Genomic DNA, 13736 nt, shown 5'->3' with positions numbered 1-13736 from the left:
CTCACACAATGCCGGTGGCGTAGAAAGTACCGATCACCACGAACACCGCGAGGGTCTTGATGATCGTGATGCCGAAAATATCCTTGTAGGCTTCGCGATGGGTCAGGCCGGTAACCGCCAGCAGGGTGATCACCGCGCCGTTGTGGGGCAGGGTGTCCATGCCGCCGCTGGCCATGGCCGCGACCCGGTGCAGCACTTCAAGGGGGATATTGGCCGCATGGGCCGCCGAAATAAAGCTCTCGGACATGGCCGCCAGGGCAATGCTCATGCCGCCCGACGCAGAACCGGTGATACCGGCCAGCAGGGTCACGGTAATGGCTTCGTTGACCAGCGGGTTGGGGATGCCCTTGAGCCAGTCCGCCAGCACCAGAAAGCCCGGGAGCGAAGCGATCACGGCGCCAAAGCCGTATTCGGAGGCAGTGTTCATCGCCGCTAGCAATGCGCCGCTCACCGCACTTTTACTGCCCTCGGCGAGCTTGCTCTTGATGGCCGACCAACCAAACACCAGCACCATGACGATGCCCACCAGCAAGGCCGCCTGCACCGCCCAGATCGCGGTGAGCTTGGCGATTTCGGTGGTCACCGGTGCACTCATGCCCGGCAGGGCGAGGCTGTGGGTCTTGCCGTACCACTGTGGAATCCAGTGGGTGAACAGCAGGTTCATCACGCCCACCAAGATCAAGGGCGACAAGGCGATCCAAGGGTTGGGCAACGCCAGGTTGTCGGCGGTTTCCGGCTCGTTGCGAAGCTGCGTGCCATACCCTTCGCCAGCGCGCTGGGCCTTGTTGCGCTGGCGCGCCAGGTACAGCATGCCGGTGCAGAACACGAAGATCGTACCGATCAGGCCCAGCCACGGCGCGGCCCAGGCGGTGGTGTTGAAGAAGGTGCTGGGGATGATGTTCTGGATCTGCGGCGTGCCGGGCAGGGCGTCCATGGTGAACGAGAACGCACCCAGGGCGATGGTGGCCGGGATCAGGCGCTTGGGGATATTGCTCTGGCGGAACATCTCCGCCGCAAATGGGTACACCGCAAACACCACCACAAACAGCGACACGCCGCCGTAGGTGAGCAGGGCGCAGACCAGCACGATCACCAGCATCGCCTGGCGGGTACCGAGCAAACGGATCGCAGCGGCCACAATCGAACGGGAAAAGCCCGACAGCTCGATCAGCTTGCCGAACACCGCGCCCAGCAGGAACACCGGGAAATACAGTTTGATAAAGCCGACCATCTTCTCCATGAACACCCCGGTAAACGCAGGCGCCACGGCGGACGGGTCGGTGAGCAGGACAGCGCCGAGGGCGGCGATGGGGGCGAACAGGATAACGCTATAGCCACGGTAAGCAGCCAGCATCAGCAGCGCCAGGGCTGCCAGGGCAATGATCACACTCATGGTGTGTCTCCATCGGATTGTTATTTTTGTGGGGGTGTTGCTGTGGGGAAGGGCTATAGCTAAATATGTGCCAAACAGTTAAGTGATTGATAAATATGGATAATTTATAAGTGGGGTCGAATGCTGTCTCTATCTTGAGAAAAATGAGGATCAAATGTGGGAGGGGGCTTGCCCCCGATGAGGGAGTGTCAGTTGCAAAATCTGCTAGATGACACACTGCCATCGGGAGCAAGCCCCCTCCCACATTGGATGCTCTTGAATTTGAGACTTATATCTCGATATGGAGACTAGGCGATGCTTAGGGCGACCATCTTCTTGTACAGCGTCGACCGCCCCAGCCCCAACCGCTTGGCCGCCTCCACCACATTCCCCTCACACGCCTTCAACGCTGCGCCAATCACCTGCCGATCAAACCGCTCCCGCGCCGCACTGAAGCTCTCACCCTCTATCGCCGCCACAGCATTGCGCTCGACGGGAGTAAAGGTGCCAATCGCCGCACGAATTTCCCGGGCATCCAACACCAGGTCATCACTGAGCAACGCCGCCCGCTCCAGCACATTGCGCAACTCACGGATATTCCCCGGCCAGGCATGCTGGGCCAGCAATGCCAGGGCTTCACGGTCCAGTTCATGCTGGCTGCGCAACTCCTCTAGAATCGCCTCGCTCAACGCCGGAATGTCTTCCAGCCGCTCACGCAGGGGCGGCACCTGGATTGGCAGCACGTTCAGGCGGTAATACAGGTCGGCACGGAACTCCCCGCGCTTGATCGCCGCCTCCAGGTCCATGGACGTGGCCGCGATCACCCGTACATCGCTGTGCAGCATCTCGTTGGAGCCCACCGGCTCGTATTCCTTTTCCTGCAACACCCGCAGCAATTTGCTCTGCAGCGCCAGGGGCATGTCGCCGATTTCGTCCAGGAACAGCGTGCCGCCCTGGGCAATCTGGAACTTGCCGGGACGACCCTTGCGGTCGGCACCGGTAAACGCACCTGGCGCGGTGCCGAAGAACTCGGCTTCCAGCAGGTCCGCGGGAATCGCCGCGCTGTTGATGCTGACAAACGCTTTGCTCGCCCGTGGTGAAGCGCCGTGAATCGCCTGGGCCAGCAACTCCTTGCCGGTGCCGGTTTCTCCCAGCAGCAATACCGGCGACTCGGCGCTGGCACTGCGGCGCGCCCGGCGTTTCACTTCGAGGCTGGCGGCGCTGGTGCCGATAAAGTGCGCGAAGTTGTATTTGCTCTGGCGTGAGCGCAATAACGAGCGGGTCGAGGCCAGTTCTTGCTGCATGCTCAAGTAGCGCTCGATCAGGGGCGAGAGGTTGCGCAACTCATCAAACAGCGCAAAGCCGATGGCGCCGATCACCGCACCGGCATCGTTGTGGATCGGCAGGCGCATCACCACCAACGGGCCCTTGGGCGTGTCCTGGATGTCCAGCAAGATCGGCTGGTCGTTGCGCACCACCTGGCGCAGCAGGCTGTTGGAGATTACCTGCTCACAGGGCTGGCCGATGGCTTCGTCGGCGCTCTTGAGGCCAAAGCGCCTGGCGTAGCGTTCGTTCATCCACACGATATTGGCGTCGCGGTCGACAATCACCGTGCCCTCGCTGGACTGCTCGATGATCTCGAACAGTGACTGGATGGCCAGGCCGCGAACCTGTTGATAATCCTTGAGGCTTTCGCTGGTGTTCATAGGGATGCCGTCAACGCAAATTGGGGGTCGGGCGCGCTCCCCCAGGGGGGGCGCGTTTACACGGGGACATTCGCGGCGGCAAGCAGCTCCTGGGTATAGGGGTGCTGCGGCGCATCAAACACCTGATGGCTCGCGCCAGCCTCCACCACCTTGCCGTCCTTGATCACGATCATGTCGTGGGCCATGGCCCGCACCACCGTCAGGTCGTGGCTGATAAACAGGTAGGTCAACCCGTACTTCTCTTGCAGCTCGCGCAGCAGCGTCACCACCTGTTTCTGCACGGTGCGGTCCAGGGCCGAAGTGGGCTCGTCCAATAGCATCAGCGCAGGCTTGAGCACCAGGGCGCGGGCGATGGCGATGCGTTGGCGCTGGCCGCCGGAAAACTCATGGGGGTAGCGGTGGCGGCTGTCGGGGTCAAGGCCCACGTCCTTGAGCACCTGGATCACCTGCGCATCGCGGTCGGCCAGGCTGCACGGCGCATGCACTTCCAGGCCCTCGCTGATGATCTGCTCCACGGTCATGCGCGGGCTGAGGCTGCCGTAGGGGTCTTGGAACACCACCTGCATCTGCTTGCGCCATGGGCGCATCTGTTGATGATTGAGCGGGTCCAGGGCCTCACCCTGGAAGCGGATACTGCCGGAGGAATCCAGCAGACGCAGGATGGCCTGGCCCAGGGTGGACTTGCCTGAGCCGGACTCGCCAACAATGCCCAAGGTCTTGCCACGCTGAACGCTGAGGCTGATGCCATCCACGGCGCGCAAATAGGTTTTGCGCCGGAACACGCCACCGCCGAGGGGGAACTGCACGCTCAGGTCGTCCACCTGCAACACGGTTTCACGCGCGTCGCTGCACAGTGCAGCGCCCGCCGGTTCCGCATCCAGCAACAGGCGGCTGTACGGGTGCTGCGGGGCATTGAACAGCGTCTGGCAGTCGGCCTGCTCGACAATTTCGCCGGCGCGCATCACGCACACGCGCTGGGCGATGCTGCGCACCAGGTTCAGGTCATGGCTGATCAGCAGCAACGACATGCCCAGGCGTTGTTGCAGGGACTTGAGCAGCAGCAGGATCTTGCGCTGCACTGTCACATCCAGCGCAGTGGTGGGTTCATCGGCAATCAGCAACTCTGGCTCGCAGGCCAGGGCCATGGCGATCATCACCCGTTGGCGTTGCCCGCCGGAAAGCTGATGGGGGTAGGCCTTGAGGCGTTCCTGGGGCTTCTGGATGCCCACCAGTTCCAGCAACTCCAGGATCCGCGCCTGGGCCGCCTTGCCCCCCAGGCCCTTGTGCAGCAGCAGGGTTTCGCCGATCTGCTTTTCGATGCTGTGCAATGGGTTCAAGGAGGTCATGGGCTCCTGGAAGATCATCGCGATGCGGTCGCCGCGCAGCTTTTGCAAGGTGGACGCCGAAGCGCCCACCAACTCCTGGCCACGGTAACGAATGGACCCTGTGGTCTGTGTGCCAGCCTCGGGCAGCAATTGCAGGATCGAATGGGCCGTCACCGACTTGCCCGAGCCCGACTCGCCCACCAGGGCCAGGCACTCGCCGGGGCGTACGTCCAGGCTCAGGTTGCGTACCACGGTCTGGCCGCTGAAGGCGACGCTCAGGTCGCGGATTTCGATCAGGTTCATATGCAGTCACTCATGAACGTGGGTCGAAGGCATCACGTAATGCCTCGCCGATAAAGACCAGCAGCGACAGGATCAGCGCCAAGGTGAAGAACGCCGTCAGCCCCAGCCACGGCGCCTGCAGGTTCTGCTTGCCCTGGGCGATCAATTCGCCCAGGGACGCGCTGCCCGCCGGCATGCCGAAGCCGAGGAAGTCCAGGGCGCTTAAGGTGGAGATCGCGCCGGTCAAGATGAACGGCAGGTAACTCAAGGTGGCGGTCATGGCATTGGGCAGGATATGCCGCCGGATGATCTTGCCGTCACCCAGCCCCAACGCCCGTGCAGCCTTGACGTATTCCAGGTTGCGCCCGCGCAGGAACTCGGCGCGCACCACGTCCACCAGGGCCAGCCAGGAAAACAGCGCCATGATCCCCAGCAGCCACCAGAAATTGGGCTCGACAAACCCGGACAGGATGATCAGCAGGTACAACACCGGCAGCCCGGACCACACCTCCAGCACGCGCTGGCCGATCAGGTCCACCCAGCCGCCGTAATAGCCCTGTAGCGCACCGGCCGCTATGCCGATGGCAGCGCTGATCGCCGTGAGCGCCAAGGCAAACAGGATCGACACCCGTGCGCCGAAGATCACCCGCGCCAATACGTCCCGCGACTGGTCATCGGTGCCCAGCCAATTCACCGCCGAGGGCGGGCTGGGGGCAGGGCGGGTCAGTTCGTAGTTGGGGGTGTCGTCGCTGAACGGGATGGGCGGGAACAGCATCCAGCCGCCGTCCTGCTTGATCAGCTTTTGCACGTAGTCACTGCGGTAATCGGCTTGGAACGGTAACTGGCCGCCGAACTGCTGCTCGGTGTAGCGCTTGAACACCGGAAAATACAGCTCGTTCTTGAAACTCAGCACCAGGGGTTTGTCATTGGCGATCAACTCGCCACCCAGGGTCAGGATGAACAGGCCGATAAACAACCACAGCGACCACCAGCCGCGCCGGTTTTTCTTGAAGCGCTCAAAACGCCGACGGGCCACGGGAGACAGATTGAGCATCAGGCATTCCTCGCGGCGAAGTCGATACGCGGGTCCACCAGGGTGTAGCAGAGGTCACCGATGAGTTTTATCAAAAGGCCGAACAACGTGAAGATAAACAGAGAGCCGAACACCACGGGGTAATCCCTGGACACGGCCGCTTCGTAGCTCATGCGGCCCAGGCCGTCGAGGGAGAAGATCACCTCGATCAGCAAGGAGCCGGCAAAGAACACCGCGATAAACGCCTGGGGAATGCCGGAAATCACCAGCAACATGGCATTGCGGAACACATGGCCATACAGCACCCGTCTCTCGCTCAAGCCTTTGGCGCGGGCAGTGACCACATACTGGCGGGTGATTTCATTGAGAAACGAGTTTTTGGTGAGGATGGTCAGGGTGGCAAACCCGCCGATCACCAGCGAGGTCACCGGTAACACCAGGTGCCAGAAGTAGTCGGCGATCTTGCCCACGGTGCTCAGTTCTTCGAAGTTTTCCGACACCAGCCCGCGCACCGGGAACCAGTTCAGCGAGGTGCCACCGGCAAATACCACGATCAGGAACATCGCAAACAGGAACGCCGGCATGGCGTAGCCGATCACGATGGCCGTGCTGCTCCACACGTCAAAGCTGCTGCCGTGGCGCACGGCCTTGCGAATGCCCAGGGGGATCGACACCAGGTAGGTGATCAGCGTTGCCCATAGCCCGAGGGAAATGGTCACCGGCATTTTTTCCAGGATCAGGTCGATCACGGTCTTGCCGCGAAAGAAGCTGTTGCCGAAATCCAGCTGGGCGTAGCTCTTGAGCATCAGCCACAGGCGTTCTGGGGCGGGCTTGTCGAAGCCGTACTGTTTTTTGATGTCCTTGATCAGCTTCGGGTCCAGGCCACGGCTGGCGCGGGAGCCGCTGCTGACGCCTTCGCCGGACGAGCCGCCAACACCGCCGCCGCCGATGCCCTGTAGATGGGCGATAGCTTGCTCCACCGGCCCGCCGGGGGCCGCCTGCACAATCACGAAATTGACCAGCAGGATGATCACCAGCGTGGGGATGATCAGCAGCAGGCGCCGCACTATATACGCAAACATCAGTGGCTCCCTGCGCGTTGTTTCATCTGCTCGTTGGTCAGCGGGGTGGGGCTGATTTCCCACCAGGTTTCCAGGGCTTCATCGTTCTTGGCCTCGATGGCTGGGCGACCGAAGCGGTTCCACCATGCGGCGGAGGTGCCGGGCGGGTAGTAGTTGGGAATCCACAGGTAATTCCATTGCAGCACCCGGTCCAGAGCGTGGGCGTAGGTGAGCATCTGTGCCTGGCTGTCGGCCTTGACCAGGCCCTTGATCAGGCTGTCCACCGCCGGGTCCTTGAGCACCATGTAGTTGTTGGCGCCGGGGTCGAACGCGGCGGCCGAGCCGAAGTAGTTGTACAACTCCATGCCCGGCGAGGTGGTGACGGGAAAGCCAATGACGATCATGTCGTAGTCCCGCGCCATGATCCGGTTCACGTATTGCGAAGGGTCGATGCGACGGATATTCAGGGTGATGCCGATCTGCGCCAGGTTACGTTTATACGGCAGCAACAGGCGTTCCATACCGGCCTGGGCATTGAGGAAGGTGAACTCCAGCGGCTCGCCCTCGGCGTTGACCAGTTTGTCGCCCTTGGGCATCCAGCCGGCTTCTTCCAGCAGGCCCAGGGCTTGCAGTTGCTTGTCGCGGATCATGCCGCTGCCATCGGTAACCGGAGCCTTGAAGACCTGGGTGAACACCTCGTCGGGAATTTGCCCGCGCAGGGGTTCGAGGATTTCAAGTTCATCCGGGGTGGGCAGTTGTGTCGCGGCCAGCGGGCTATTGGAGAAGAAACTCTGCTGGCGAATGTACATATTGCGCATCATTTGCCGGTTGGCCCATTCGAAGTCCCACAGCATTGCCAGGGCCTGGCGCACGCGGCGGTCCTTGAACATCGGCTTTTGCACATTGAATACATAGCCCTGGGCCGGTTGCGGCATCTCCTTGGCCAAATGAGCACGTTGCAGGCGGCCGTCGTCCAGGGCCGGGCCGTTATAACCGATGGAATAACCGGTGGCGGAAAACTCCCGGTTGAAGTCGTAGGCACCGCCGCGCAGCACCTGGCGCGCCACTTCGGTGTCGCCGAAATATTCCAGGCTCAGGTGGTTGAAGTTGTAAAGGCCGCGGCTGACGGGCAGGTCCTTGCCCCACCAGTCGGGGTCGCGGGTGAAGGTGATGGTGCTGCCGGAGTCGATCTTGCTGATCGTGTACGGGCCGCTGCCCAAGGGCGCCTCGTAACCGCCGCCGTTGGCGAAATCGCGGGTTTTCCACCAGTGCTCGGGGAAGACGGGCAGGGTGGCGATGTCCAGGGGCAGGGTGCGGTTCTCGTTGCTGGAAAAGTCGAAGCGCACCTGCCGCTCGCCTTCCACCTCGACGTGCTTGACGTCGGCGAACAGGGTGCGAAACCGCAGGCTGCCCTGGGTCATCAACAGGTCAAAACTGTAGCGCACGTCTTCAGCGGTGATGGGCTTGCCATCGGCGAAGCGGGCCTTGGGGTTGAGGTAGAAGCGCAGCGACAGGCCGTCGTCGGCGCGCTCCATCTTCTCGGCGACCAGGCCGTAGACAGTGTAGGGCTCATCCAGGGAGCGCTGGGCCAGGGGGGCGTAGAGCCAGCCGTCGACCTGGGACACACCGATGCCTTTGTCGATATACGGCAGCACATGGTCGAAACGCCCGATCTCTATGGCCGAGCGCTTGAGGATGCCGCCCTTGGGCGCATTGGGGTTGGCATAGTCGAAATGGGTGAAACCGGCAGGGTACTTGGCCGGTTCGCCGTACACCGTGAGGTAGGGCTGGGGCGCCGCGATCACGGCGGTGCTGGCCAGCAGCAGGGCCAGGGTGGAGCCAAACAGGGTAGAAAAAGCCAGTCGCATTATCAGCCTTGAACGCCGCGTGTAAAAGAATAGGGATTTGTACGCTAACGGCATCTGCCTCGCCAGTCATCACATGCACAACGGCCCACCAAAAGGCGGGCCGTTGTTTATGGCATCAGCGCAGACTGGATCAGTCCTGGCGGCTGGTGACTTCCAGCAGGTGGTAGCCGAACTGGGTTTTTACCGGGCCTTGCACGGTGTTGACCGGGGCACTGAAGACGACGGTGTCGAATTCCTTGACCATCTGGCCTGGGCCGAACGAACCCAGGTTGCCGCCGTCGCGGCTGGATGGGCAGCTGGAGTTGGCTTTGGCGATTTCTGCGAAATCAGCGCCGCCTTCGATTTGGGCCTTCAGTTCGTTGCACTTGTCTTCAGTGGAAACGAGGATGTGACGGGCGGTGGCTTTGGCCATGGGGATTAACTCCTTGAGTAAAAAAGGGTGAGCCTACCGGATTCAGGCGATATTTTCCTGGCAAAGTTCCCATGGCCTGCTTGAGCGGTCGCGGGTCACTGCACCGCTTCAGCCCTCAGGGCAGCACAATATAGTCGTTGTGCTGGATGATCGGCCGATGCGGCCCTTGCACCAGGTGAATGTAGCGACCGTCCACCAGGTCGATGGGCAGGCAGTCGTCCACATCCATCACCGCGTCGGTATGGGCCTGGGACCACTGGCGCAACATCTGCTGCTGACCCTTGTTCTTGGCTTGCTGTTTGTTGCGCGCAACCACTAGCAAGTAATGGTGGGCCTCGCCAAAACTGTTGGCGTCATAACCCCCCAGGTTGATGAAGTACAGGTGATGCGCATCGGCCTGCGGCGCCAGGTGGCTGAGTTCGACTTTCCAGCCATCAACGCCATCGACCGCCATCCACGAATCGATATGCACCCCCTTGGGGCTACCAAACCAGCCATCGCGCAATTGCGGGTAGGTGGCCTGCAAGGTATCGGCGGCGGCGAACACCACATCGTGTACTTCAATTTTTGCCCGAGGGTGCTTGCCCCCGAGCATGACGACAAACAGCATTGCAGAGACTTCCTGGCAAATTGGCAGGAAGCAACCATCCTTCGATTGAACCCTGCTGTCCAGTAAATGCCACACGTCTATACCGCACACTCATCAGGAGGTTGTCATGCGTACCATTGATCTGGCGGGTGTTCCCGTCCCTGTTATCGGCCAGGGCACCTGGCGCATGGGCGAAGACCCGGACCGGCACCGTGCCGAGGTCGCGGCGTTGCAATTGGGGATCGACGAGGGCATGACCCTGATCGATACCGCCGAAATGTACGGCGAGGGCGGTGCCGAAACGGTGGTGGGCGAAGCCATTCGTGGCCGTCGCGATCAGGTGTTCCTGGTGAGCAAGGTCTACCCGCACAACGCCAGTCGCAAAGGCGTACCCCGCGCCTGTGAAGCCAGCCTGCAGCGGCTGGGCACGGACTGCATCGACCTGTACCTGTTGCACTGGCGTGGCCAATACCCGCTCGAAGAAACCGTTGAAGCCTTTGAACGATTGCGCGAAGCCGGCAAGATCGGTCGTTGGGGCGTCTCCAATTTCGATGTGGCCGACCTGCAGGAACTTGCATCCCCGGCCTGTGCCACCAACCAGGTGCTCTACAACATCGAAGAGCGTGGTATCGAATTTGACTTGCTGCCCTGGTGGCAACAGCACCATTTGCCGTTGATGGCTTACTGCCCAATCGCCCAAGGGGGGGCGTTGCTGTCCAGCCCGACCCTCAAGCAGATCGCCGCTCGCCATGAGGCCACCCCCGCCCAGGTTTCCCTGGCCTGGGTGCTGCGTCAGGAGGGGGTGATCGCGATTCCCAAGGCCGTCACCCCAGAACATGTGCGGCTTAACGCCGCTGCCGCCAAATTGGTGCTTGATGAGCACGATCTGGATGCCATCGACCGTGTGTTCGGTGCTCCCCAGCGCAAGCATCCATTGGCGATGGTGTAGTTCACTGTCAGAAACGGCACCGTCCTGGGTGCCGTTTATCGTTAGCCGGGTTTAACCCGCCACCGGGCTGCGCCAATCGTCCGAGCCGGATGTACCGGACACTTCGTGGGTCCATACGATCTTGCGATAGGTGAAGTGCACGTCTTCCAAGTGGGTGAAGTGCGCATTGTTCGGGTCCTGGCAGTTGGGCATGCGTGACTGGATGTCCACGATGGTCGCGCCCTCCAGTTCAATGGTGAAGTAGTGTTCCTGGGTGCCGGCCGACGATGTGCGGAACCACTCCAGCCGACAGCTGACTTCTTCACCGCTGGTCAATGCGCTGAACAGCAGCGGGGACGACTTATCGAACACCTTGCTGATCATCAGCGGTTTGTGCACCCGCTGCCCGGTGGGTTGGCCGGACTGCGGGTCGCGGGGAATGATCACCTGATGGGAAAAGGCCTGGACCAGAATCTGGTCCTCATGGCCCTCCTGGTAAATGTTGCCTACCGAATCCTGGGTAAACGTGCCTGCCGTAATCAAACCCTGTTTGACGCCGGTGACAGAGAGATAAGCGGGTGTTGGCATGACGGGTTTCCTTGCCTGAATGAAGAGGTAGTTCCACCCGACAACAGCGCCGGGTGGGCCAAAGCCCATAACAAAAAGCGTGCCTGAAACAACGCAGTCCAGTCAGGGCAAGGGGGGCGAGGTTGTTGTGCCTGAGTTTTTATCTGTTCATGACTTTAAAGGGATCACTGTTGCGTTGCTTTGTTGCGCATGGGTGTGCAGTAAGTTGCGCACAGTTAAGAGCTAAAGGGAGTTTTATATTGGCGCGATAAAGTGAGGTTGAAGTGCTTTTTAGAATGCGCATTAATTTGCACAGGCCTTGATTTTAAAGGGTTGTAGGAAATTCCTTAAGTGCTGACCTGATGCTTGCTGGATGTTTTTTGCGTGGCTAAGGTTTGCAGGCTTCGCGCAAAACGTGACGAAGTATAACTGTCATTCTAATGCACGCTTTCAAGGTGCTTAGTTGGCCTGTCCTGCCTTGAGTCGTCGTGCGCGGTCAACAATGGTTTATTCAGACAAGCTATACGCTTATTACCTTGAACTTGCATGCCAGCCCTGTTCGCAAACCGAGTTTGCCGGCAGCGATATGCGTTTTTCGAGTGAATATGAAGCATTGGAAACCGAGCTTGCCAAAGCGCAGTCCATCCATGGCAGTGCTCAACCTGATTGGCTCAAGATTCTGGAAAACAGCGAGCGGCTGCTGCGCCAGCACTCCAAGGATCTGCGGGTGGCGGTGTGGCTGACCTGGGCATTGCATCAGCGCGAATCCTACCCCGGTCTGCTGGCGGGGCTCGGGTTGCTATGCCAACTCTGTACGCATCAGTGGCCGGCGGTTTTCCCCAAAAAAAACCGCACCCGTGTGGCCGCATTCGGTTGGTTGGTGCTGCGCCTGGAACCGCTGTTCGCGCAGAACCTGCCGCTTCAGAACCAGCGAGCCTTGTTTGAATCCTTGCTTGAGCACCTGGTGCGTCTCGACGCCCTGTGGGGCGAGCACTTTGGCGATGAGGCGCCCATGTTGCTACCGGTGCACCGGCAACTGGCGCAACGATTGGAGTCAACGGCGCAGAGCGAGCCTTTAGCTGGCGGCTTGAGCGGTGTAGTGGCCCAGGTCAAGCAAGCGACGGCCCAGATAGTGCAGCCGCAGGCGGTGGTGAATAACGAGAAGGACGCGCACAAGTTGCTGCGCGCCTTGCAGGAACAAGCGCGTCCCCTGTGTGGCTGGTGGTTGCGTCAGAACGGCACCGACACGCGTGCCTTGCGCCTGAACCGTACTTTGGCCTGGCTTGCCCTGGTCAACTACCCGGATGCGGACGCTGAGCGGATCACCGCTTTGCGTGGCCCGGCACCCGACAAGCTCAAGCGCTATCAGGAGCGCTATGCCCAGGGTCATCACGCAGACCTGATACTCGAACTCGAAACCAGCCTTGCCGGCGCGATGTTCTGGTTTGACGGGCTGCGTTTGCTCTGGCAGTGCCTGCACACCTTGCAGGCCGAACACGCCATTGTCGAGCTGGAAATAACCTTCGCCCTGTTGCTGCAACGTTTGCCGGACCTGCCGACATTTCGCTTCCACGACGGTACTGCATTTGCCGACCCCGCCACCAGCGACTGGATCGCGCTGCAGGTCAACCGTCATTTGCATGTATCCAAGGTGCCTCCCGTGGCCAACGACGCCAATGCCGCGCCTTGGGAAACCGCCCTGATGGACGTCGCGCCGCGGTTGCACAAGGACGGACTCAAGGCCGCCGTACGTGAACTCAAGCAAGGCCTGCATGCGGCGCATGGCGACCGCGCGCGTTTTCACTGGCGACTGGCCCTGGCACGCCTGTGTGTCCAGGCAGGCAAGCATGAGCTGGCGAAAATCCAGCTCGAACACCTCGATAGCGAATTGCAACGCGCGGGGCTGGAGCGCTGGGAGCCCGAGCTGGCACTGCAGGTGACGCACCTGCTGCACCGCTGCTGCGACCTGCTGCCCCAGAACCACGCCGTGCGCGAGCGCAAGGAAGACACCCATCGCAGGTTGTGCCTCTTCGATCTTGAAGCGGTACTTGAATAGGCTTTTCAGCCACCCGGAGCAGGAGAAACACCATGGCCAAAGAAGGTTCGGTAGCCCCCAAGGAACGCGTGAATATCACCTTCAAGCCCGCCATCGGCGGTGCGCAAGAGGAGGTTGAACTGCCGTTGAAACTGCTGGTGCTGGGGGATTTCACCCAGCGTGAGGACGGGCGCAAGCTCGAAGATCGCAAGCCCATCAGCATCAACCAGAACACCTTCGATGAGGTGCTGGCCAAGCAGGCCTTGAACTTGACGGTGAACGTGCCCAACCGCCTTCAAGAGGACGCTGAGGTCGATGAGTTGGCGGTTCAGGTGCGGATTCATTCGATGAAGGATTTCAATCCGGCCAGCTTGGTCGAGCAGATTCCCGAATTACACAAGCTGATGGCATTGCGCGAGGCATTGGTGGCGCTCAAAGGGCCATTGGGCAACACCCCGAGCTTTCGCAAGGCTATCGAGCACGCCTTGGCCGATGACGAATCCCGCGCCCGCGTATTGGCGGAACTGGGCCTTGGCGGCCAACCGGCCTGAATTTTTT

At 60.9% G+C, this 13736-nt stretch carries 12 protein-coding genes; 3 read left to right on the top strand and 9 right to left on the bottom strand.

The features are described from left to right. Position 1: 1 nt before the first annotated feature. The 8 genes from DYL59_RS08370 to DYL59_RS08335 form a co-directional block, all read right to left on the bottom strand. Positions 2-1393, bottom strand: a complete 1392-nt coding sequence (locus DYL59_RS08370; protein WP_135288753.1) for a GntP family permease — start codon at positions 1391-1393, stop codon at positions 2-4. Positions 1394-1680: 287 nt separating this feature from the next. Continuing rightward, a complete protein-coding gene (locus tag DYL59_RS08365; protein ID WP_135288752.1) occupies positions 1681-3078 on the bottom strand; it encodes a sigma-54 interaction domain-containing protein in 1398 nt (465 codons plus the stop codon). A gap of 56 nt (positions 3079-3134) precedes the next feature. Next, the gene (locus DYL59_RS08360) at positions 3135-4706 is read right to left on the bottom strand and encodes an ABC transporter ATP-binding protein (RefSeq protein ID WP_135288751.1); all 1572 of its coding nucleotides are present in this window, start codon (positions 4704-4706) and stop codon (positions 3135-3137) included. Positions 4707-4716: 10 nt separating this feature from the next. Then, the gene (locus DYL59_RS08355; protein WP_034104518.1) at positions 4717-5739 is read right to left on the bottom strand and encodes an ABC transporter permease; all 1023 of its coding nucleotides are present in this window, start codon (positions 5737-5739) and stop codon (positions 4717-4719) included. Next, positions 5739-6800 (bottom strand): microcin C ABC transporter permease YejB, encoded by a 1062-nt coding sequence (locus DYL59_RS08350; protein WP_135288750.1) that lies wholly within the window; start codon positions 6798-6800, stop codon positions 5739-5741. Before DYL59_RS08350 ends, DYL59_RS08355 begins: the two co-directional genes overlap by 1 nt. Next, positions 6800-8647 (bottom strand): extracellular solute-binding protein, encoded by a 1848-nt coding sequence (locus tag DYL59_RS08345; RefSeq protein ID WP_135288749.1) that lies wholly within the window; start codon positions 8645-8647, stop codon positions 6800-6802. Before DYL59_RS08345 ends, DYL59_RS08350 begins: the two co-directional genes overlap by 1 nt. 130 nt (positions 8648-8777) lie before the next feature. Further along, positions 8778-9059 (bottom strand): peptidylprolyl isomerase, encoded by a 282-nt coding sequence (locus DYL59_RS08340; protein ID WP_010210937.1) that lies wholly within the window; start codon positions 9057-9059, stop codon positions 8778-8780. 115 nt (positions 9060-9174) lie between these two features. After that, positions 9175-9669: a DUF1543 domain-containing protein gene (locus DYL59_RS08335; RefSeq protein ID WP_135288748.1), complete on the bottom strand. Its 495-nt coding sequence runs from the start codon at positions 9667-9669 to the stop codon at positions 9175-9177. Between the two features lie 106 nt (positions 9670-9775). Between DYL59_RS08335 and DYL59_RS08330 the strand changes: the two genes are divergently transcribed. Beyond that, the gene (locus DYL59_RS08330) at positions 9776-10597 is read left to right on the top strand and encodes an aldo/keto reductase (RefSeq protein ID WP_135288747.1); all 822 of its coding nucleotides are present in this window, start codon (positions 9776-9778) and stop codon (positions 10595-10597) included. A 51-nt stretch (positions 10598-10648) separates the two neighbouring features. Here DYL59_RS08330 and DYL59_RS08325 read toward each other — a convergent pair whose 3' ends face one another. Next, positions 10649-11164, bottom strand: coding sequence for an Hcp family type VI secretion system effector (locus tag DYL59_RS08325; protein WP_135288746.1), 516 nt, complete (start codon positions 11162-11164; stop codon positions 10649-10651). A 481-nt stretch (positions 11165-11645) separates the two neighbouring features. Here DYL59_RS08325 and tssA point away from each other — a divergent pair, with 481 nt between their 5' ends. Both tssA and tssB read left to right on the top strand, forming a co-directional pair. Further along, positions 11646-13199, top strand: coding sequence for a type VI secretion system protein TssA (gene tssA, locus DYL59_RS08320; RefSeq protein WP_135288745.1), 1554 nt, complete (start codon positions 11646-11648; stop codon positions 13197-13199). A gap of 32 nt (positions 13200-13231) precedes the next feature. Next, entirely contained in the window at positions 13232-13729 is a 498-nt protein-coding gene (gene tssB / locus DYL59_RS08315) for a type VI secretion system contractile sheath small subunit (protein ID WP_135288744.1), read from the top strand. Positions 13730-13736 lie beyond the last annotated feature (7 nt).

It is taken from the genome of Pseudomonas kairouanensis (assembly GCF_004682055.1).
GTDB classification, from domain to species: Bacteria; Pseudomonadota; Gammaproteobacteria; order Pseudomonadales; family Pseudomonadaceae; genus Aquipseudomonas; species Aquipseudomonas kairouanensis.
Note: the sequence above shows the minus strand (reverse complement) of the source record. Positions and strands in the feature narration are given on the sequence as shown.